19 protein-coding genes and 1 tRNA gene are annotated in these 22,517 nt (G+C 51.2%); 14 read left to right on the forward strand and 6 right to left on the reverse strand.

What is annotated here, in order from left to right; translation table 11 throughout:
• Positions 1–127: 127 nt before the first annotated feature.
• From C3F13_10550 to C3F13_10585, 8 genes are all read left to right on the forward strand, one after another.
• Positions 128–2,239: a hypothetical protein gene (locus C3F13_10550; protein ID PWB53049.1), complete on the forward strand. Its 2,112-nt coding sequence runs from the start codon at positions 128–130 to the stop codon at positions 2,237–2,239.
• Between the two features lie 7 nt (positions 2,240–2,246).
• Positions 2,247–4,505, forward strand: coding sequence for an ATP-dependent helicase (locus C3F13_10555; protein ID PWB53050.1), 2,259 nt, complete (start codon positions 2,247–2,249; stop codon positions 4,503–4,505).
• On the forward strand, positions 4,492–5,346 hold the full coding sequence (locus C3F13_10560) for a PD-(D/E)XK nuclease family protein (GenBank protein PWB53051.1): 855 nt from the start codon (positions 4,492–4,494) through the stop codon (positions 5,344–5,346). Before C3F13_10555 ends, C3F13_10560 begins: the two co-directional genes overlap by 14 nt.
• Complete coding sequence (gene recJ, locus C3F13_10565) at positions 5,346–7,667, forward strand: single-stranded-DNA-specific exonuclease RecJ (GenBank protein ID PWB53052.1); 2,322 nt, start codon at positions 5,346–5,348, stop codon at positions 7,665–7,667. Before C3F13_10560 ends, recJ begins: the two co-directional genes overlap by 1 nt.
• Positions 7,668–7,713: 46 nt before the next feature.
• The gene (locus C3F13_10570; protein ID PWB53053.1) at positions 7,714–8,796 is read left to right on the forward strand and encodes a hypothetical protein; all 1,083 of its coding nucleotides are present in this window, start codon (positions 7,714–7,716) and stop codon (positions 8,794–8,796) included.
• Positions 8,797–8,865: 69 nt separating this feature from the next.
• Positions 8,866–10,338, forward strand: a complete 1,473-nt coding sequence (locus tag C3F13_10575; GenBank protein ID PWB53054.1) for an alpha/beta hydrolase — start codon at positions 8,866–8,868, stop codon at positions 10,336–10,338.
• A 15-nt stretch (positions 10,339–10,353) separates the two neighbouring features.
• Positions 10,354–12,027 carry an energy-dependent translational throttle protein EttA gene (locus C3F13_10580; protein PWB53055.1) on the forward strand — a complete coding sequence of 558 codons (1,674 nt, stop codon included), beginning with the start codon at positions 10,354–10,356 and terminating at the stop codon, positions 12,025–12,027.
• Between the two features lie 16 nt (positions 12,028–12,043).
• Positions 12,044–13,921 carry a molecular chaperone HtpG gene (locus C3F13_10585; protein PWB53056.1) on the forward strand — a complete coding sequence of 626 codons (1,878 nt, stop codon included), beginning with the start codon at positions 12,044–12,046 and terminating at the stop codon, positions 13,919–13,921.
• Between the two features lie 41 nt (positions 13,922–13,962).
• On the opposite strand, the gene C3F13_10590 is transcribed toward C3F13_10585, so the two are convergent.
• Positions 13,963–14,367: a hypothetical protein gene (locus C3F13_10590; protein PWB53057.1), complete on the reverse strand. Its 405-nt coding sequence runs from the start codon at positions 14,365–14,367 to the stop codon at positions 13,963–13,965.
• Between the two features lie 32 nt (positions 14,368–14,399).
• Positions 14,400–14,481: transfer RNA gene (locus tag C3F13_10595), tRNA-Leu, on the reverse strand.
• Positions 14,482–14,547: 66 nt separating this feature from the next.
• On the opposite strand from C3F13_10595, the gene C3F13_10600 reads away from it, so the two are divergent.
• From C3F13_10600 to C3F13_10610, 3 genes are read left to right on the forward strand one after another with little or no spacing between them, the layout of a single operon-like run.
• Positions 14,548–15,573, forward strand: coding sequence for a phosphate acyltransferase PlsX (locus tag C3F13_10600; protein ID PWB53058.1), 1,026 nt, complete (start codon positions 14,548–14,550; stop codon positions 15,571–15,573).
• A 3-nt stretch (positions 15,574–15,576) separates the two neighbouring features.
• Positions 15,577–16,824, forward strand: coding sequence for a beta-ketoacyl-[acyl-carrier-protein] synthase II (gene fabF / locus C3F13_10605; GenBank protein ID PWB53059.1), 1,248 nt, complete (start codon positions 15,577–15,579; stop codon positions 16,822–16,824).
• A 34-nt stretch (positions 16,825–16,858) separates the two neighbouring features.
• Positions 16,859–17,548: a hypothetical protein gene (locus tag C3F13_10610; GenBank protein PWB53060.1), complete on the forward strand. Its 690-nt coding sequence runs from the start codon at positions 16,859–16,861 to the stop codon at positions 17,546–17,548.
• A gap of 48 nt (positions 17,549–17,596) precedes the next feature.
• Here the strand turns inward: C3F13_10610 and C3F13_10615 are convergent, their stop codons facing one another.
• Both C3F13_10615 and C3F13_10620 read right to left on the reverse strand, forming a co-directional pair.
• On the reverse strand, positions 17,597–18,679 hold the full coding sequence (locus C3F13_10615; protein PWB53061.1) for a hypothetical protein: 1,083 nt from the start codon (positions 18,677–18,679) through the stop codon (positions 17,597–17,599).
• A gap of 36 nt (positions 18,680–18,715) precedes the next feature.
• Positions 18,716–19,243: a hypothetical protein gene (locus C3F13_10620; protein ID PWB53062.1), complete on the reverse strand. Its 528-nt coding sequence runs from the start codon at positions 19,241–19,243 to the stop codon at positions 18,716–18,718.
• Between the two features lie 162 nt (positions 19,244–19,405).
• On the opposite strand from C3F13_10620, the gene C3F13_10625 reads away from it, so the two are divergent.
• Genes C3F13_10625 through C3F13_10635 form a run of 3 tightly spaced genes read left to right on the forward strand, consistent with a single transcriptional unit; the run spans position 19,406 to position 21,954 of the window.
• The gene (locus C3F13_10625) at positions 19,406–20,566 is read left to right on the forward strand and encodes a cysteine desulfurase NifS (GenBank protein PWB53103.1); all 1,161 of its coding nucleotides are present in this window, start codon (positions 19,406–19,408) and stop codon (positions 20,564–20,566) included.
• A gap of 4 nt (positions 20,567–20,570) precedes the next feature.
• Positions 20,571–21,674: a tRNA 2-thiouridine(34) synthase MnmA gene (locus C3F13_10630; protein PWB53063.1), complete on the forward strand. Its 1,104-nt coding sequence runs from the start codon at positions 20,571–20,573 to the stop codon at positions 21,672–21,674.
• Positions 21,675–21,678: 4 nt separating this feature from the next.
• Entirely contained in the window at positions 21,679–21,954 is a 276-nt protein-coding gene (locus C3F13_10635; protein ID PWB53064.1) for a hypothetical protein, read from the forward strand.
• Between the two features lie 55 nt (positions 21,955–22,009).
• On the opposite strand, the gene C3F13_10640 is transcribed toward C3F13_10635, so the two are convergent.
• Both C3F13_10640 and C3F13_10645 read right to left on the reverse strand, forming a co-directional pair.
• Positions 22,010–22,225 carry a cold-shock protein gene (locus tag C3F13_10640; GenBank protein PWB53065.1) on the reverse strand — a complete coding sequence of 72 codons (216 nt, stop codon included), beginning with the start codon at positions 22,223–22,225 and terminating at the stop codon, positions 22,010–22,012.
• 98 nt (positions 22,226–22,323) lie between these two features.
• The gene (locus C3F13_10645; protein ID PWB53066.1) at positions 22,324–22,506 is read right to left on the reverse strand and encodes a hypothetical protein; all 183 of its coding nucleotides are present in this window, start codon (positions 22,504–22,506) and stop codon (positions 22,324–22,326) included.
• Positions 22,507–22,517 lie beyond the last annotated feature (11 nt).

Here is a 22,517-nt window from a genome sequence, read left to right on the forward strand (position 1 = left end):
TTTAGAATAAAATTGGTGGATACCTATCCGTAATTGGTTTATGGAGGGGATTGCTTCCCCTGATTAACCAAATTTTGTAACCATACACACAGCGGACAGGCAAAAGGAACTTATCGAAATACCAGAAATGGCCATCTTACATAGCCCTCAATACTCCTCTGACCAAACCAGGATCATCAAGCTTCCAATTGGCTCAAAAACCTTCCTTGAAGGACCTGCGGGAGTCGGGAAAACCACGATTGGCGTGGAGCGTATGCTGCACCTGATGGATACAGGTGTTTCAGGCAACACGATCCTGGTACTGGTCCCGCAACGCACCCTGGGAACTCCTTATATCCAGGCAATGAATTTACCAGGGGTAGTGGCGGGGGGAATGGTGAGCGTCCTGACCCACAGCGGTCTTGCTCAGAGGATGGTGGATCTGTTCTGGCCGCTTGTGGCGGGACCAGCTGGCTTCGCAAGACCCGAAGAGCAGCCGGTCTTTTTGACCCTGGAGACCGCGCAATATTACATGGCCCACCTTGTCCGCCCCCTTCTTGGCCAGGGTTACTTTGCTTCTCTTACAATGGATCGCAACCGGTTGTACAGCCAGATCATTGACAACCTGAATAAAGCCGCAGTTGTCGGCTTTCCATGCCAAGAAATTGGTGATCGATTAAAGACAGCATGGTCGGGTGAGCCAGGTCAGTCCAAAGTGTATGAAGAAGCCCAAGCCTGCGCTGCCCTCTTCAGGGGTTACTGCTTGCAGAACAATCTACTGGATTTCTCCTTGCAGATCGAGCTATTTTGGCAGCATCTGTGGAAATCGGAGCTATGCCAGCAATTTCTCATTCGTTCGTTCCGCCACCTTATCGTTGACAATATCGAAGAAGATGTGCCCATTACCCATGACCTGCTGGCCGATTGGATTCCCCAAGCAGAGTCAAGCCTGGTGATTTACGATAGCCAGGCTGGTTACCGGCGCTTCCTGGGGGCAGATCCAGTTAGTGCATATCATATAAAAGAACTCTGTGACCAAAATTTTTCTTTAACGACGTCATTCGTTCCATCCCAGGAAATCCAATCCCTGTCTGTGTATTTGCGCGGTGCACTTGCACGGAATCCTGCTCCGAAACCAAAAATTGACCCCCGCCCGGCGATTGTGCATGAGACCCATACATATTATCCGCAAATGTTGGATTGGATTGCTGCGCAGATCAGCCAGTTGATTGATGATGAGGGCATTGCTCCTCAGAATATCGCTGTCCTGGCGCCATTTCTCTCCGATTCACTGCGGTTCTCGATCGTCAACCGACTGGCCAACAGGGGCATCCCGGTAAAAACACACCGACCTTCACGCAGCCTGCGTGAGGAACCTGCCACATTTTGCCTGGTGACCTTTGCAGTATTAGCCCATCCTGCCTGGGGTATCATCCCCACCAAATTTGATGTTGCGCACAGCCTGATGCAAGCCATCGCCGGGATGGACCTGATCCGGGCGAAGCTCCTGACGGATATCGTATTCCGAATCCGTGCAGGCATCCCGACGCTCTCACCCTTCGAACAGATCATCCCGACCACCCAAGAGCGTATCTCCTATGTCTTGGGAGAAAAGTATGAAAGGCTGAGGCTATGGCTAGCTGAATACCAGCAGGCCAGCCCCGGTGAGCTGGATCATTTTATCAGCCGGCTTTTTGGAGAGATATTATCCCAAGCAGGGTATGGCTTCCACACCGACTATGATAAAGGCCAGGTGGCAGCAAACCTGGTCGATTCGATCCGGAAATTCCGGCGCGTGGTGGGCAATACCCTGCTCGAAACAGGCGTGGATATGGGTAAGGAATATATCCAGATGTTGAACGATGGAGTGATTGCTGCCCAATACATGCCTGCCTGGAAGGCGCAGACCGAGCAGGCTGTGTTTATTGCACCTGCGTATACATTTTTAACAAATAATTACCCGGTCGATGTCCAATTCTGGCTGGATATCGGCAACCGCAGCTGGTCTGAGCGGCTATACCAGCCTCTCACCCACCCCTATGTGCTGAGCAGAAACTGGCCCGGTGATAAAACCTGGACGGATTCAGAAGAAGTAGAAACCGGGGAGCAGGTGTTGAGCTCCCTGGTGTACGGGTTGTTGAATCGCTGCCGTAAACGTATCTACCTGGGGTTGAGCGAGTACAACGAACAGGGCTACGAGCAGCGCGGGCCACTGCTCCAGGCTTTCCACCACATCCTGCAAGGACTGGCCGAGGGTTGATCGAAGAATGATGTTCAAACTTCGCCCCAAGCAGGAAGATATATTAAAGTACACCCATGGCAAGATGGGGATTTCTGCTGTACCCGGCAGTGGAAAGACCTGGACATTGTCCTTTCTAGCTGCAGATTTGCTTAAACGCGGTATTCTCTTGGATGACCAGGAAATCCTGGTGGTCACCCTTGTCAATTCAGCAGTGGACAATTTCTACAACCGGATCAGCTCGTTTATCGAAAAGCGAGGGTTGATCCCCAATATCGGCTACCGAGTTCGGACGTTGCATGGTTTGGCACACGATATCGTTCGAGAACGTCCGGAACTGCTCGGGTTGGATTCGAATTTTCAGATCCTCGATGAAAGGGAATCGGACAACATCAGGGATGGTGTGGCTCAGGCATGGCTAACGAGCCACCCAAGCGAATTGGATGCATTCCTCGACCCCAAGCTTGAAGAGAATAAAAAAGACTGGGTGGTACGAGAAAAACTTCCAGACCTGGTGAATGATGTCGCTCGTAGTTTTATTCGGTATGCCAAAGATCACCAATTTACACCAGAACACTTGCGCGAGCACATAAAACATTTGCCTGCCTCCCTTCCCCTTGCCGCGATGGGCGTGGAAATGTACGAAAATTATCAAAATGCGCTCATTTATCGCGGGGCGGTTGATTTTGATGACCTGATCCGCCTGGCTCTCACAGCCCTGGAATGGGATGCATCGCTGCTGGAACGCCTGCGCCACCGCTGGCCATATATCCTGGAAGATGAAGCCCAAGACAGCAGCTTGCTACAGGAGAAGATCCTCAACCTGCTGGCGGGAGAAACTGGCAATTGGGTGCGCGTGGGTGACCCGAACCAGGCGATTTACGAGACGTTTACCACTGCCAGCCCGGAGTATTTACGCGATTTTCTCCGGCGACCAGGCGTTCAGCAGAAGGAATTGCCCAATTCAGGGCGCTCAACGCCTGGAATCATCAGGTTGGCCAATGGGTTGGTGCAGTGGACGAACGGGGAACATCCAAACACAGCCGTACAGGATGCTCTGCAGGCTTCGCCTCTGATCGAACCTACTCCCATCGATGACCCCCAGCCCAATCCGCCAGATGAGCTAACCTGCATCCATATCTCAACAAAGAAATATAAGCCATCTGAAGAGATCCAGGCCGTGGCAGATAGCCTTGAACGGTGGTTGCCTGACCACCCGGAAGCGACGGTGGCAGTTCTGGTACCGCGCAACCTGAGGGCTTTCGATCTGGTTGACGAGCTACGCCATAGGCACATCCCTTACTATGACGATCTGCTGCGTAGCTCGAGCAGCACACGTTTTTCAGCTGGAAGCCTGGGAAACATCCTGCAGTACCTGGCAGATCCCGGCTCATCCAGCAAGTTAGCCAAGGTGTACCGGGTCTGGAAGCGCGATAGCCGCCAAAATGAAGATGAAAATGCGCAGGTCGAAAAACAAGCCGAGTTGCTCCACAAAATCAGCCATGTTGAAGATTATTTGTGGCCGACAAGCGGATTAGACTGGCTGGAGGATTCCGGGTTGGAGGAACGGGCACCTGAAAGCTACACGCAATTCACGCAGTTCCGTTTCTTGGTGCGACGCTGGCAGGAAGCCGTGCTGCTGCCTATCGATCAGATCGTTCTGATGCTGGCCCAGGACCTATTGACCGATGCGGGCGAGCTGGCTGTGGCGTATAAGCTTTCAGAGCTGCTTGCCCGCGCTCAAGATGCCCATCCAGACTGGCGATTGCACCAGCTCTCTGATGAGCTGGCCATGATCGCGAAAAATGAGCGCAGATTTATTGGCTTCAGTGAAAGTGATTCAGGGTTCGAGCCAGATAAACACAAGGGGAAGGTGATCATCTCCACAATGCATAAAGCCAAAGGGCTGGAGTGGGACAGGGTGTATTTGATGTCGGTGAATAACTACGATTTCCCTTCCGGCCAGGGGGGTGATCCATATATTTCAGAAAAATATTTCATCAGGGATTCCTTGAATATCGAAGCGGAAGCCCTTGCCCAGCTGAATGTATTGGTGTCAAGTGACGAATACCATTGGTACCAGGAAGGAAAAGCGACATTCGCGGCACGGAATGACTACGCACGCGAGCGGCTACGCTTACTTTATGTTGGCGTCACGCGTGCCAAGAAGGAGCTGATCATCACCTGGAATGATGGGCGGCGCGGAGAAGCCCGGCCAGCCATACCACTCGTAGCGCTAGCTGCGTTCCAGGAACGCTCAGGAGAAAACCAACATGAGCCTACCTAGGGGATTTATCTTCAGCCAAAGCAGCCTGCAGGATTACGTGGATTGCCAACGACGCTTCCAGCTGCGTTACCTCCTGCATCAAAAATGGCCAGCGGTGGAAGCTGAGCCATATCTAGAAAATGAGCGCAGGATCGACCAGGGATCGAAATTCCACCAGATTGTCCACCAGCATCTGGTGGGTGTGCCAGAGAACGAGATAAAGATCTCAATCGCGAATGATGAAGTGCTCGAAGCCTGGTGGAATAACTACTTGCATTCAATTCGTGATGGAGTGCTTGCATCTATTCAGCTAGATAACAATCCGCATTTCGAAGAGCTCACTCTGTCCGCCCCGGTGGGTGATTTCCGCGTTTTGGCTAAATATGACCTGCTATTGTGCCAAACTGATGGAAAATGGCTCATCTTTGACTGGAAGACCTCTGAAAACCACCCAAAACGAAAATGGCTGGCAAACCGCCTGCAGACTCATATCTACCCCTATATATTGAGCAAGGCAGGTGCATGCTTAGGCGGTGGGGAGGCAATTGATCCTGACCTGGTTGAAATGATCTACTGGTTCACCAATTTCCCGGAACAGCCGGAACGTTTCTCCTACAATCAGGCCAGCTATAACGATGATCTACGGACGATAAGCAGTCTGATTGCAGCGATCGATCAAAAAACTGAAGCCATCTTCCCGCTGACTCCCGATACCAGGCGTTGCCTGTACTGCACCTACCGCTCTTTGTGTAATCGGGGAGTGGAAGCTGGAGATATCCACCATCTCGAGGAATGGCTGGAACCGGATGCACCCGATGAATTACGCATCGATTTCGACCAGATCGGAGAAATCGAGTTTTAATGGGTATGCTGAGAACCTGGCTTGAACCTCATGAAGTAAGCGTGCCCGAAAGTTACTGGCGGGTAATCGGTGGCAACCGGCTGGTCAGCCAGGTTCTATATTCCCGCGGTCTGGTCGAAGTCAATACTGCCAAGGCGTTCTTATCGCCCGAAGAATACCAACCCGCGGCTCCGATCGAGCTTCCCAATCTCGACCAGGCAGTAAGGATCATCCAGGAAGCCATACATAACAACAAGCGTATTGGCATCTGGGGCGATTTCGATGTGGATGGGCAGACCTCGACGACCGTATTGGTTACCGCCCTGAAAGCACTGGGTGGAAACGTGATCTATCATATTCCAGTCCGGGCGGAAGAATCCCACGGCATCAGCCTGCCGGGATTGAAGAAATTCCTGAAGCATGGCTTGGATCTGATCATTACTTGCGACACAGGCATTTCTGCGCATGAAGCGATCGATTATGCCGTAGGGAAGCAGGTGTCAGTGGTGATCACTGACCACCATGACATTCAGGAAAGCCTGCCAAACGCCAGTGCGATTATTAACCCCAAGATGTTGCCACCTAGTCATCCTTTGAGCACCCTCCCGGGTGTGGGCGTGGCCTATAAGCTGCTGGAAGGATTATGGCACCACGAAGGAAAAGGCCTTCCACCTGCAGATCACCTGGACCTTGTGGCGTTGGGTATCATCGCTGACCTGGCATTATTAAAAGGCGATACGCGTTACCTGGCCCAAATTGGACTAGAGAGTTTGCGGCACACCAAACGGCCAGGATTGCAATCCATTTTTGAACTGACCGAGCTCACCCAGGCGAACATCACTGAAGAGCATGTTGGGTTTATCCTGGCACCCCGCATGAACGCTCTGGGAAGGCTGGATGATGCCAATAGCATGGTCGAGCTGCTGATGACTCAGGATAAGGGCCGGGCTGCGGTATTGGCCCTCGAGCTGGAGCGATTGAATGCCCAACGTAAACTGCTTACTGACCAGGTGTATGAAGCTGCCCAGGCTCAATTGTCAGCCGAGCCGAGGCTTTTAGATACACCGGTTCTGGTGTTATCCCATCCAAGCTGGCCAGCAGGGGTGATCGGGATCGTGGCTGCGCGCCTGGTGGAGCAGTATCATCGGCCGGTAATCATGCTATCCGCCCCGGTAGGTGAGATGGCGCGTGGCTCAGCCAGGTCTATCGAAGGGATCAATATCACCCAAGCTATCGCGGCTAACCAGAGGTTACTGCAAGGTTTTGGTGGTCACCCGATGGCAGCCGGATTATCCATCGACCCAGCCCTAATTCCTGAATTTCGCCAGGCTATCTCTACCACTATCCAGGGGCTGGGCATCGAAGTTCAAAAGGAAAAAGACCTGCAGATCGATGGTTACCTTAATTTATCGGAATTATCCCTGGGATTGGTGGAGGATTTTGAGCGCCTGGCACCCTTTGGAGCAGGAAATTCACCATTGGTATTCGCTACCCGCAATTTGAGCCTGACCGGTTATGCCGCAGTGGGTCGAAACGCTGATCACCTTCAGCTCACGGTTGAGGACGAATTAGGTTATAGCATGCGGTCCATCTGGTGGCACGGTGCAGGACTCCCCCTCCCAGAAACGAGATTCGACCTAGCATATGCAGTCCGAGCTAGTACATACAAGGGTCAACGTGATGTACAGATCGAATGGGTTGATTACCGTGTTCAAGAAGCCGAGGCGATATCGTTACAAGGTAAGAAACGACCCATAGAAGTGGTCGATATGAGGGATGAAGCTGATCCGATGTCGAAGCTGAACATACTGAGCAAGAATCAGGTGCTAAGTGTATGGGGAGAAGCAGGAGCCAGGTTGCAGGTGACATGCTTCGATAGATTTTCCATCCCAGGGGCTGAGAACCTGGTCATTTGGACCATTCCTCCTGGACCATCAGAAATCAGAGCCGTGCTTGATAAAGTTAAACCAACCAGGGTGTACTTGTTCGCGATTAATCCAGGGATGGATGAGCCGGATGAATTCCTGAAACGTTTGGTTGGGCTGATAAAATACCGTATCAAAAATTCTCTGGGGAGAGTCAATGTTATGGAATTAGCGGCTACAATGGCGCAGACTCCGCTGACCATTCGGGCAGGTCTTGACTGGCTAATTGAGCGGGGTATGATCGTTGTCGAGTCAAAAAAAGGGGAGGAGATCTGCCTGTCTGAAGGCACAAACAAGCCCAACGAAGGATTCGATCTGCAGGAAACCCCACTGGACGCACGGTTAAAGGAAAGCAAAGCATTTCGTAGCTATTACCTCAAGGCGGATAAGGATCGCCTGATAATATCCACGGAATAAACTTAAATAATCAAAGGAAGTAGTTAGGCAAACATCCTTGCCTACTTTGGATTGTTTCATTAAAATCATGCCTATGGTCAAACCCATCTCAAGAAAAGATTTCCTCAAGCTGGGTGTCCTGGCACTCACCTCCCTGGCTGCCAACTCCTTCCCGCCATCCGCAGATGATGCCTCCCGTCCAACTGGTGAGTTTGGGCGCATCACCAAGGATACAGTGAGTGTGTTCAAAGAGCCGACCTGGCCAAAGGGTGAGACGCTTGATTATCTTCACCGCGATACACTGGTAAATCTCTATTACTCGCTGACCCCGGAAGATGGACCTCCCTACAACCCAAACTGGTATCGGATTTGGGAAGGGTATATCCATAGCGCTTATGTTCAGAAGGTGAAATACCGCAACAACCAACCCGTTGATAGCTTACCGGAAAGTGGCCAGCTGTGTGAGGTGACCGTGCCTTACACACAAATTTACCAACGCAGCTTGAGTGAAGGATGGCGACCCCGTAGCCGGCTATATTATCAATCGACCCATTGGGGTGTGGGGGTGGATGAGGGACCGGATGGGAAGCTTTGGTACCGGCTTTATGACGAGTTGCGGGAGGACGAGTACCACGTGCCTGCCGAGCATATGCGAATCATCCCCGACAGCGAGCTTACCCCGATCTCACCTGAGGTCCCAGCCTCTAAAAAACGCATTGAAGTATCAATCCAGGGTCAGAGCCTGGCTGCCTATGAAGGTGATAAGCTGGTATTTTCAACCCGGATCTCATCCGGGCTGAATCAGCAACCAGATCCGGAAGGAATCCCCTGGGATACTCCACGCGGGTATTACAATATCCAATCCAAGATGCCCTCCAAGCACATGGGTGACGGTGACCTGGCCAGTGATGGAAGTGACTTACCGGGGGTGCCTTGGACGCAGTTTTTCCTGATCCCACCCGGGAACGCCTTCCATGGGACGTACTGGCACGACAATTTCGGCTTGCAAATGAGCCATGGGTGCGTGAATATGCGCACCGACGAAGCCAAGTGGCTGTTCCGCTGGACCACGCCGGTATTCAAGACACCGATCGAAAATCATCGCCAATGGGAGCAAAGGGGGATGGGGACCAGGGTGATCATCACCTGATCATCGCTGTCAGATAGAATAATACGGGTTGAATAAAAGCTGAGAAGGGCAGAACAACAGGCAAGGAAAATGAAACGGAAATATGTGATATTTCTCATCCTAGGATTATTACTTATCGCAATAACTGTATGGCAAATACCCACAGCTCAAAAGGGACTGGAAGTAATAAAACTACCGGATACCAACCCTCCCGTCACGATCATCGCGCCGTCAAATACCGCACCTGCTTCAAGACCGACGGTGCTGATCGCCCACGGATTTGCCGGGTCTTCAGTGCTTATGCGAGGCTTCGCCCTCACCCTGGCTCAAGCCGGTTACACCACGGTATCATGGGATTTTAAAGGGCACGGCGAAAATCCCACACCGCTTAGCCTCTCAAATGAATCTTCCGGTTTACTTGAGGATTCTGAAGCAGCACTTGCTCAGGCGGTAGCAGCTGAGGCAGCCAACCCAGATCAGGTGGCTATCCTCGGGCATTCCATGGGTAGCGGAGTGGCGCTGGAGTACGGCATCGTCCACCCGGATACCAACGCGACGATCGCCATCTCACCGGTCAGGCAGACAGTCACGCCTGAATTACCGCGCAACCTGCTATTGATGGCGGGTAGCCGAGAACAGCAATTCGTAGCTAATGCTAAAAAGCTACTCGAGACGGCGGGAGGAGAAAACAACAATTACTCGGCTGGTTCAGCCCGCAAGCTGGTAATTATCCCCAATGTCGAACACATCTCGATCCTGTTTTCACCGCTTGCCCACACAGCTGCACGTGCATGGCTGGATGCGACCTATGGCGCACAGGCCGGAGCGATCAATTATACCGACCGACGCATCCTGTGGTTCGGGATGGGCATTATCGGGTTCATCCTAGTGTCGAACGCAGTGGTGAATACCATCCAACCCACGAGCAATGAAAGCCTCGGGGTGAAACCCAGATGGCTCAGACTGGTGGCCCTGCTCGCAGGTAGCCTTGTAAGTTCTCTGCTCCTGTGGCTGGCCAGCCTGGGTGGGCTACAGATCTCTCAGCTGCTCGGGTTAGTGGTAGGTGGCTTTCTTATTGCCTGGTTTGGAACAGCCGGAGTGATCAACCTGCTGATTCTACGGCCGAAGTTTAGCTGGCCAAAGGGTAAGGAGATTACCAAGGGGTTGGTGGTCTTTGCGGCTTTATGGCTTGGCGTCGGATTGATTGGGAATTATGTGTGGCTGCCCTGGTTGCTCATTCCACAGCGGTTAATCCTATGGATCCCTGCTTTCATTGTATTATTGCCCTGGTTCTACGCAGTCGGTGAAGCTTCGAGACCTGCCAGACCAGCTGGGCAGCTCGGTTGGTGGCTATACCAGGTGATCGTTGTTCTGGCTGGTTTATTCCTGGCGTTGACACTTTACCCAGGGCTTGGGTTTATATTTATCATCCTGCCCCTGATCCCGGTGATCCTGGGATTGCATATGCTAGCCATATCCGCCAAGCATGGCAGCTGGGCGTTCGCCATACCGGGTGCGATGTTTACTGCCTGGCTACTGCTGGCTGTTTTTCCACTTCAATAATGACTGGAATGATTTATGAATGACCAACAAGTGATCTTCTCACTGAGCCGGGTTGGCAAGTTGTACCCACCCAACAAACAGGTGCTGCGCGATATATCCTTGGGTTTCTATTATGGGGCAAAGATCGGCGTACTTGGATTGAATGGAGCCGGAAAAAGCACACTGCTCAAGATCATCGCTGGGGTTGATCAGGAGTATATCGGCGACCTGGCATTTTCAAGGGGATATTCAGTGGGGATGCTGGAACAAGAACCACAGCTAGACGCCCAGAAGACCGTACGGCAAGTAGTGGAAGAGGCTGTCCAGCCAATCATTGCCATGCTGCAGAATTACGAGGCCATCAACGATAAATTCAGTGAGCCAGACGCTGATTTTGAGGCTCTGATCACCCAGCAGACCGCCGTCCAGGAGAAGTTGGATAAGTTGGATGCCTGGACACTGGATAACCGTCTGGAGATCGCCATGGACGCCCTGCGCTGCCCACCTGAAGACATGCCTGTCGCGGTCATCTCGGGAGGGGAGCGCCGCCGGGTAGCTTTGTGCCGATTGCTACTCACCGAACCCGATATCCTGTTACTCGACGAACCCACCAACCACCTGGATGCTGAATCGGTTGCCTGGCTCGAGCAGCATTTGAAGCAATACAAGGGGACCGTGATCGCCGTGACCCATGATCGGTACTTCCTGGATAATGTTGCCGAGTGGATCCTGGAGCTCGACCGGGGTTTCGGGATCCCGTGGCGGGGGAATTACTCCTCCTGGTTGGAACAGAAAAAGGACCGCCTGGAACACGAAGAGAAAAGCGAGAGCAAGCGGCAGAAGACCCTGGAACGCGAGTTGGAGTGGATCCACATGTCACCAAAAGCCCGCCAGGCAAAAGGCAAAGCTCGGGTAACAGCCTATGAAAACCTGCTGAGCCAGGAATACGAGCAACGTCGGGAGAACCTGGAAATTTACATACCACCCGGGCCAAGGCTTGGTAACCGGGTCATCGAGCTTACTGGCGTTTCCAAGGGGTACGGGGACAAACTCCTGCTCGACAATGTGAACCTGAGCATTCCACCGGGTAGCATTGTCGGCGTAATCGGTCCTAACGGAGCAGGAAAGACCACGCTGCTCAAGCTTATCACCGGGAGTGAAACAGCCGACGACGGGAAAATCAGCGTGGGTGAAACTGTCCAACTGGCCTATGTTGATCAGGCACGCGATATCCTGGACAACGAAAAGACTGTGTGGGAAGAGATATCCAACGGGGAAGAATCCCTGACGCTGGGAAACCGCAAGATGAACTCACGCGCTTATGTAGCAAGCTTCAACTTCCACGGGACCGACCAGCAAAAGAAGGTAGGCAACCTTTCAGGTGGTGAACGTAACCGTGTGCACCTGGCTAAGATGCTCACCCAAGGTGCTAACGTAATCCTGCTCGATGAGCCGACCAATGATCTGGATGTGAACACCCTGCGGGCGTTGGAGGAAGCCATCGAGAACTTTGCCGGTTGCGCCATCATCGTCAGCCACGACCGTTGGTTCCTGGACCGGGTCGCTACCCACATACTGGCATTTGAGGGCGAAAGCCAGGTCTTCTGGTTCGACGGTAATTACACCGATTACGATGTGGACCACAAGCGACGTTATGGGATTGCCACCGATATCCCCCACCGCATCCAATATAAGAGACTCAGCCGATAATCTATAAGGAAGTATTATGAGCGATCAAACTGAACAAACAACGAGCGGGACAACCAATCCCATCTCATTCAAAGCGGAGACACGGCAGCTCCTGGATATCCTGATCCATTCACTGTATACCGAACGGGAGATATTCCTGCGAGAGCTCATTTCAAACGCCTCAGATGCCCTAACACGCATGAATTATGTGATGCTTACCAACCGGGATGTGCTTGACCCGGATGCGGAACTATGCATCAGAATCAGCGCCGACCCGAACAACAACATCCTGACCATCAGCGACAGTGGAGTGGGGATGACAGCCGAAGAACTGGTCGAGAACCTGGGTACAATCGCCCATTCAGGTGCCAAGGCATTTATGATGGCAGCCCAGGAAGGGGCAAAGAATCTATCAGATATTATCGGCCAATTTGGGGTAGGTTTTTACTCAGCTTTCATGGTGGCAGAATGGATCAAGGTGACCTCCCGCTCTTACCAAGCAGAAACAAGTGCGGCATCCTGGTACTGCACCGGTAACGACACTTTTACTGTTGAACCAGCCCAAAAGATTGACCGAGGCACAAGGGTTGAGATCAAGCTCAAAGAGGATGCCAAGGAATTTACCCAGGAAAGCCAATTACGGGAAGTGATCCGCAAGCACTCTGACTTTATATCCTTCCCAATATATCTGGGAGAGAATAAAGAGCAGGTAAATAAACAAACTGCACTATGGCGCCAGCAACCGCGCAAGGTGGAGATAAAAGATTACGAGGAGTTTTATCACCAGCTGACCCTGGATTTTTCACCCCCTCTCACCCATCTCCACTTGTCGGTGGATGCCCCAGTGCAGATGTATGCCATCTTGTATGTTCCGGCCAAAGGCGAACGCAGCTTGTTTTCCATCCGCAAGGAAGATGGGCTCAAGCTCTACTCGTGCAATGTCTTGATCCAGGAGTACTGCAAGGAAGTACTCCCTGAGTATTACCGTTTTATCCAGGGCGTGGTGGACAGCGAAGATCTGCCTTTGAGTGTCTCGCGCGAAACCATCCAAGCCAACCGGATAATGGTTAATTTAAAATCGCTGATCACTTCCAAGGTCACTGGTGCACTGGAAAAAATGGCGAAGGAAAAGCCGGAAACATATATGAAATTTTGGGAAGAGTACGGTCGCTACATCAAGGAAGGTGTGGCGATTGAACAGACTGAACCTGACACCCTCTATCCATTGTTACGCTTCCATACATCTTCTGTTTTAGACAAGTGGTCCTCATTGGATAAATATATTGAGCGGATGAAAGCAGAGCAGAAGGAAATCTATTACATTTTGGGAGATGATGATCGGTCGGTGATCTACAGCCCGCACCTGGATATCATCAAAAAGCACAGCCTGGAAGTGCTTTTACTTACCGATCCGATCGATCCATTTATGTTAGTTCGGCTGACCAAGTATAAGGACCACCCGCTAGTAAACGTCTCATCACCTGACATCAAGCTGCCTCCCCTGGAAAAAGAGCAAGAAGACCAGGAAGCTCCTTCACTAAATCCCGACGACTGGCTTCAGCTGGTCGATCGCTTTAAACAATGCCTGGGAGAAAAAGTATCCGATGTGCGCATGACAGACCGGTTATCCAATTCACCGGCGCGACTGGTTGACCCAGAAGGAGCACCAAATCAGGAGATGCAACGCGTGTATCGGTTATTAAAAGAGGATATAGAAATCCCCAAGAAGGTGCTCGAGCTGAATCCACGCCATCCCATCCTGGTCAACTTAAATGCGATGCCAGCGGAAGATGATCTAAGCCAGATGATCATCGAGCAAGTCTTTGAGGATGCCCTACTGATCGAAGGATTGCACCCCGACCCAGCGGGGATGATTGAGCGTATCCAGAAAATCATCCAAGCAGCGATTAAATAAATACCAGGCAAGCGTTCGCTTGCCTGGATATCATATGCTTATTACAGCCAGCCCTTAGTGACTTCTTGGCAGCAACGCACAAAATCCAGCACGGTAGGGACATTGCGCATGATGAGGGTCATGCTGCCTCTCACACTTAACATCCTGGTCATTAAAGCTTGCATAACCCCCACCTCACCTGAAAGTATTTTGATGATATTGCTATAAGGCGCTTTTAAAACTAGGGCTGGATTGATGGTGGAGGTCTGTTCTTCGATAGTTGCAGCGCGACATTTGCCATGCCAGAGATCAAAATTGAGCCATGTGGTATCTTTATAAGAACCATCAGGCTCCAGGATAATACGCATGTCACCTTCCCAATTCTTTGCTACCTGGGCATAATGCTCATCGGTATTCAGCTTATCCATGAGGGCTTGCATCCATATTACGGAAGGGAAGGTCTCCATATTCTCTATTCCTATTTACATATGTTTGGGTGTGCGCTGGGGGGGACTTGAACCCCCACGCCTTGCGGCACATGGCCCTCAACCATGCCTGTCTGCCAATTCCAGCACCAGCGCAAAAGGTATTGGTATTATAATCGGCTAATTGTGATTGTCAAGCAAGCCTAGACGACGGAGTGTATCATGCGGATTGTATTGGATGGTATGGGAAGTGATAGCTGCCCCGAGCCAGAGATGCTTGCTGCTATTGAAGCGCAGCGCTTGTTCAAGGATGAATTGATCCTGGTTGGGCCTGCTGATGTACTGCAGCCTCGCCTACAATCCCTGGGCGCTCCTAAGGGGGCAATCCATCTGGTGGATGCCCAAGAAACCATCTCCATGGCTGATAAAGGCATGGCATTAGCATTAAAAGCCAAGCGTCGAAATTCGAAGACCTCCATGGCTGTTGGCATGGATCTGATTAAGACGGGTGAAGCCGATGCTTTCGTCACTGCGGGTAATACCGGTGGTGCGATGACTACAGCTTACTTCCGGTTGGACACTATCCCAGGCGTCGAACGCCCTGGGCTCACCGCTACTTTCCCAGTGAAAAATGGATTCTGCATCGTATTGGACATCGGAGCGAACCCCGATTGCAAGCCGGAACACCTGGTGCATTTTGCAATCATGGGCAGTGTCTACGCCAACAAAGCGCGGGGGATTGCCAACCCACGGGTTGCCATTCTTTCAAATGGTGAAGAAGCTGGCAAAGGCAATGAGCTGGTCAGAGCTGCCTTTCCATTGCTCGAAAACTGTGGGGTGAATTTCATCGGGAATGTCGAAGGCAAAGAGCTGTTCGCCGGTGAAGCGGATGTGGTGGTCACAGATGGTTTCACTGGAAATGTATTGTTGAAGTCAACGGAGGCCGTGGCAAAGCTGATCATGGATATCATGCGGCAACAGCTTAAGTCCAATATCATCTCCATGATTGGCGGAGCATTGGCCAAGCCGTCGTTGACCAAGATCCGGGCGATGCTTAACCCAGACGAATACGGTGCCGCTCCATTGCTGGGTGTCAATGGCCTGGTATTTATCGGGCATGGCCGTTCGAATGCCCATGCCCTGGTGAGTGCCATCAAGGGTGCCCGGGCGGCTGTCGAAGCTGATTTGCTTGGATCCATCCAATTGGCGATCCAGGAAAATATACAAAAATCATCACAAGAAGGATAGGTAATGAAAGTCCAACGCGCGGTTATTACTGGTATCGGGGCGATCACTCCCTTAGGCTCGACCGTAGAGTTATTTTGGAACGGATTGATCAATGGAAGGTCAGGGGTCCGAAAAATCACCCAATTTGATGCATCTGAGCTTCCCTGCCAGATTGCTGGAGAGATTCCAGATTTTGATCCACTACTTTACCTGGACCGAAAGGAAGCCCGCAGGCTACCTCGTTCAGCCCAGATCGCGGTTTCTTCTGCCATCCAGGCGGTGAACGATGCTGGATTACCTGCCACGATGCCCAATAAAGAGCGAACCGCCGTTGTCTATGGGACCGCCCTGGGCGGGATCGACGTGATGGTAGATGGGATATTCCAGCTACGCTCGGAGGGGCTCAGTCGGGGGAATCCCTTTTCCCTCCCGTTTGCGATCCCAAATCTCTCCACTTTTTTAATTGCCAAACAGTTTCAAGCTCTGGGTCCGAACAGTACCATCGTCACCGCCTGCGCCACCGGGACGCAGACAATCGGTGAAGCTGCTGAGCTGATCTGGAACGGTAAAGCCGATATCGTTATCACCGGTGGGACAGAAGCCCTTATTGAAGATTACTCTATCGCCGGCTTTTGTGCTATGCGGGCCTTACCCACCAGCTTTAACGATACCCCCGAGCTGGCCAGCCGTCCATTCGATGCCAAACGTGAAGGTTTCATTCTGTCTGAAGGATCTGGCTCACTCGTGGTAGAAAGCCTTGACTCGGCTATAGCCCGTGGTGCACATGTGTATGCAGAAATCATCGGTCAAGCCTGCACATCCGACGCGTTTAACATCGCCCAACCGGACCCGGATGCTGCTGGTGCGATCCGGGTGATGCGGTGGGTGCTGGAAAATGCCGGGATAGCACCCACCCAGATCGATTACATTAATGCCCATGGCACATCTACACCGCTCAATGATTTGACCGAAACGAAGGCGATCAAGGAAGTTTTCGGAAGCCATGCCTACTCTATACCCATTAGCTCCACTAAATCAATGATCGGGCATGCCATGGGGGCTTCCGGTGCCCTCGAGGCGATAGCCTGCATCCTGACGATCAATAATGGACTCATCCACCCGACGATCAATTATGCCAACCCCGACCCAGAGTGCGACCTGGATTACGTCCCCAACCAGGCGCGCAAAGCAACAGTTCGCCATGCCCTTTCGAATTCATTCGGTCTGGGTGGTCAAAATGCGAGCCTGGTGATCAAAGGATTCGAAGGATGATTAATACTTCGCGGCAGACGAGGATTTCCCATATATGAAGGTGATTACAAACGAAAAACTGGTAAAGCGATATGCGCGGTTCGGGCAGGTCGGTACGATAGGCGGACTGGTAGTATTGGCGGGTGGCATGTTCATCACATTCCGCAACCCCAATTACGCCTCGCTGGCCTGGCTGGCATTATTGTTGGGTTTCGGTCTCTCACAAATCGGGCTCTACTTTGGAAATCGCTGGGGGAGACATCCCAGACCTGATGAGCTACTTGATCAAGGTTTGAAGGGTTTAAACGACCAATATACCATCTATCATTATTCTACCCCAGCTGGGCATTTACTGGTCGGTCCAACCGGTTTATGGGTCATCATGACATATTTCCAGGCTGGGAAAATTGTATATCAGAAGGATCGCTGGAAGATTATCGGGGGCGGCTTCGTTCAGAAATACATGCGCCTGCTCGGTCAAGAAGGCCTGGGCAGGCCTGACAGAGAATCAGCCGCTGAGGTTGAATCACTCAAGAAGTTTATCAATAAAAAATTGCCGGATTTCGAAATCAGTGAACCAAGTGTCGTGTTGGCGTTCGTTAACCCCAAAGCTGAGCTAGAAGTGGACGGTGCACCCATTCCCACCCTGCTCGTTAAAGAATTAAAAAATACAATCCGCAAATCGGCAAAAGAAAAAGCCCTTCCACCAGAAAAGATCAAACAGATCAACGAGCTATTCCCTTAAAACCAAAACCGGTGCCCAACAAAATGAGCACCGGTTATTTTCTTTATGTCAGCTCTTTAAAAATTGGTCAAGAGCTTCCTTGCTGATGCGGAATGAGCTGCCGATCTTCTTTGCTTTGAGATCGCCCGAATTGATAGCAGCTAATACGTCTTCCTCAGAGACTTTCAGGAAAGTAGCGGCTTCCCCAGGTGTCATCACATCGGGCATCGCTGCTGGGGCTGCCCCAGCTGCTGGAGCTCCACTTGGAGTTGGCCCACCGGGAGGCGTCATCGCACCTGAACCGGTCATTCCTTGCAGGGCGGAGCCCATCACCTGGCCAATGCCTAAACCTGCACCAATACCGGCGGTAAGCCCGGCACCCCCACTGGGGTTTTGGGCAGCATCACGCAATGCATCAGCAGCCTGCAATTGGGTGTAGGTAGCCATGTCGAGCATACCCATGGCGCGCAGCTCCTCTGCTGACTTACTGGAAGGCTTAAGGTTCTCAATATAGAACGTCTTGAGCGTCAGGCCAATTGCTTCGAAGTCTTCCAGCGTCTTGGCGCGTACACCAGCACCAAGCTCCTCGGTCAGTCCGATCATCTTGGGAATGTCGTTCTTCGCCGCGGTTTCACCCAGCAAATCCTGAAGTTTGGATAATAACATTGCCCGTAAACGAGCCTCGATTTCTTCCATCCGGTATGCGCCCTGGGTACCAACCACCTGGGTCACAAACTGCTGGGCATCCTTAACCTGGAAGCTGTAGGTGCCGAATCCCTGCAGCAAGGCGACCCCAAGACCCATCCCTGGATTGCGAACGATGATCGGTTGGGGTGTGCCCCACTTCTGGTCGACAAACTCTTTCATGCTTACAAAATATACTTCCGCTGGGAAAGGTGTGGCTGTGTTAAACAGCGCTGGTCCGATCTTATCAATTAGCAAGGGGATATTGTACGTGGTAATGGTATGCCGTCCAGGGCCAAAGGTATCAAGCGCATTACCATCGCGGAAGAACACCGCTTCCTGAGCTTCACGCACAATCACCTGGCTGCCGATACGGAAATCACCCGGCCCTGTCTCAGGGAAACGGTGCACGATTTCATCCCGCATCTCATTCGGGTATTCGATTACATCAAATATTCTAGCCATCATTTACTCTCCTTTAGAATAAGAACTCAGATTGGTAGATTACTCGACAACTACCACTTCCTGGCGTCGTTCATAGGCTTTGACGCATTCCTTCGAAACTGTTTGAAGATTTCGAATCGCAGCAGGCAGTCCATCCGTTCCGACTGAGGACTGGACGTTGTCGATCGCGTGATTGACCTCCTCGGTCTTATCGAGTAAGGTTGCATCGTAAGCGTAAAGCTTGGCCAGCTCAGGCTCGTTGATCTTCACTGCTTCGAACAGGCTGGAATATCCACGTGGCGCTGTGCGTACCCGGTCTGCAAAAGTTCGTAATCTCAAGGTTGCTTTTTCCAGGTCGTCCGTATACTCAATTTGCCCCTGGTTGATAAATTCGACCTGCAGGTCCGAAATTCGGCTTTCCAGCTCACGAACTCGCCGATAGATCGTATCTCGTATCAGCTTATCAGAATCCCTGCGGTTCTGGCGCTCAACATACCCCTTGAATCCAGGTATCTTGCTGCCAATTTTCTTGAAAATATCCATGCTGTTCGTAATCTTTTGATAAACCTGATCTTCAATATCACTCATTTCTGCCTCCACAAGGGTTGACGCTTATGTTTAATAACAATGATTTTGATTATAGTCTTGGTTGATAATTAACACAACAGATTTTATTAGGTTTACGCAACATGCATCCGCAAGTTGCGATCGGAGGTTTTTTGAATATTCGGGGTTATAATCAGCCCCATGATTCTTCAAAAACAAGGGTACCTGGATTATGCAGCTACAACCCCGGTTGACCCCAGGGTAATGCAGGCTATGCTGCCTTTTTTTAATGAAACATTCGGAAATCCCTCCTCAATCCACCGCTTTGGCCAGGCAGCAGAAGCAAGCCTCGAAAATGCCCGTATGACCATTGCAGCAACCATGAACTGCATGCCGGAAGAGATCATCTTTACTTCGTGTGGGACGGAAAGTGATAACCTGGCATTGAGAGGTTCAGCGTTCTTGGCTCGTAATAACCAAGGAGCCAATCACATCCTGATCAGCCCGGTGGAGCATCATGCAGTCTCGCGAACTGCAGAGCAGCTTGCCAAGTTGCATGGTTTTCAAATTGAATATCTGCCAGTGGATAGCTACGGGAGGACCACAGCTGAAGATGTGGCCTCCTGCCTACGCCCTGATACGGCGGTCGTTTCGGTGATTTTCGCAAATAATGAAATCGGTACGTTGAATCCCATCGCAGAGATCGGCAATTTATGCCGGAGCAGGGGTGTCTTGTTCCATACCGATGCTGTGCAGGCTGCGGGATACTTCCGTCTGGATGTCAACGCATTATCGACTGACCTGATATCGATAGGAGCCCACAAGTTTTATGGCCCGAAAGGCGTAGGGGCATTGTATGTCCGCAAAGGGCTGAATCTTCCACCCGCACAAACGGGTGGAAGCCAGGAATATGGCTACCGGGCAGGCACTCAGAACATCCCATATATTGTTGGAATGGCAGAAGCATTGCTAATTGCTCAAACTGAAAAAGAAGAGCGGATCATTGCCTTAAAACCACTCAGGGATCACCTGATTGGAACCGTCTTGGAAGAGATCCCAGATGTTCAACTCACCGGTCATCCGGATCAACGCCTACCTAATCATGCGAGCTTCATATTTAAGGGTGTGGATGGAAACGCATTATTGATGATGCTGGACCTGGAGGGTTTTGCCTGCTCATCTGGCTCGGCGTGCAAGACGGGTAGCCCTGAGCCATCGGAGGTATTGACCAGTCTGGGATTTACACAAGATTGGTCCTTGGGTTCCCTACGGGTTACGCTTGGCATGTACACCACCTCAGCAGAGATTGAAGCTTTCCTTTCTGTACTACCCGGGGTGATCGATAAACTACGGCAGGTCAGGTGAGCTAATGACCACAAAACCTACAGTGGTAGTGGCCATGAGCGGTGGCGTGGATAGCTCCGTGGCAGCTGCACTGCTGGTCGAGCAGGGTTACCGCGTGATCGGTATGATGCTGCGCTTGTGGAGCGAGCCAGAAGCTGAATCGGCTAATCGTTGTTGTTCACCCGATGCGATGGCCATGGCGCGCAGGATAGCAGCGATCCTGTCCATTCCATTTTATGTCCTGGATGCCAGGGAGTATTTCTTCAAGGAGGTTGTACAACCTTTTATTGATGACTATGCGCATAACCTGACTCCGAATCCATGTATCAACTGCAATCGCCTTATTCGCTGGGAATTCCTCTTCAAGCATGCCCTGTCTGTCGGCGCAGATTTCTTGGCGACCGGCCATTATGCTCGGATTCACCAGCTGCCTGATCAAACCTACCAACTTTTACGTGGCGTCGACCTTAGCAAGGATCAATCCTATGTCCTGCATGTCCTCAGCCAAAACCACTTGCGGCATACCATGTTCCCCTTGGGAGAGATGGTCAAGTCGGAAGTAAGAAGCCTGGCACATCGTTTCAACTTGCCGGTCGCCGAGAAAGCTGACAGCCAGGATCTGTGCTTTCTGGGTGCAGACCGCAATTACCATGCCTTTCTTGCCCGGCATGCCCCCCAATCCTTGAATCCAGGATTGATCGTTGATCTTCAGGGAATAACACTTGGCTACCATCAGGGCCTGCCACTATATACAATTGGGCAGCGAAAAGGCTTGAAAATCGCCAATCCAACACCCCTGTATGTAATCAAAAAAGACGCGATCAAAAATGTCCTGTTCGTTGGCCGAGAAGATGCTTTGGGATGCCGTAGTTTGCGGACAATAAAGACAAATTGGATCAACGGGAACCCTCCTGATGCTCCATTGGAGTGCCAGGTTAAAGTACGTTATAAAGCCCGTGATGCTGCAGGCGTGGTCAATAAGACGGATGCAGACAGCTTTCAAATGGATTTTAATAATCCTATCCGGGATATCACACCCGGTCAGGCTGCTGTGTTATATAATGGAGAGGTCTGCCTTGGTGGTGGGATCATTGTAGACGAGAATAAAAACCAGCTGGTTGAAGAGTGAGAGCATGTCGACACCAACCCTGTTGCTTGGCCTGATTATATCCACCCTGTATGGAGCACTCTTTCACCTGTGGCGGGGAGGAAATGCTGGCCGCCTTCTGTTATATCTATTGCTCTCCTGGGTTGGATTTTGGGTCGGTCAAATCCTGGGGAATTTGATTAATCTATCATTTGATATTATCGGCCAACTGCACATTGGGATGGCCACCGTGGGGAGCCTGATTTTTCTGGGCATCGGTTACTGGCTAAGCCTGGTTCAATCCGAACCAAAGGTCCGCTAATAATAAAAATCCCCTCACCATGGTGAGGGGTATGAAGTTTTTATGGGGGGAAAAATTATTCAGCTAGTTTAATGACGTTCGCCGCCTGCAGACCTTTTGGGCCTTGCTCAATGGTGAATTCCACTTTTTGTCCTTCATTGAGGGTTTTGAATCCCTCAGATTGGATCGCCGAGAAGTGAACAAACACATCTGGGCCATCCTGGCGTTCAATGAAACCATAACCCTTGCTTGCATTGAACCATTTAACAGTACCTGTCACCCGCTCACTCATCTTTTCTACTCCTTACGTTGTATATATTATTTCTTCGGCTTCAGTGTGCCAGGAGCATCACGCAGGAAGCTTAATAAAACATCCGGTCTGAACTGCACTTACTGTTCAGACCGGCTCCTTATGAACTCCAGAAAGAACACATGTGCCACATGAACTTTCTGCAGTTTATCAGGCATGTTGTTTTTCGTCAAGGTTCTAACCTTGTACTCATCTTTGATAATACCAATTAAAATTCCCCACGGCAGGCGTTTGAAGGTACAATTGATAGCTAAAATAATCATAAAAAGGGAAT

This window comes from Anaerolineales bacterium (assembly GCA_003105035.1).
GTDB lineage: Bacteria > Chloroflexota > Anaerolineae > Anaerolineales > UBA4823 > FEB-25.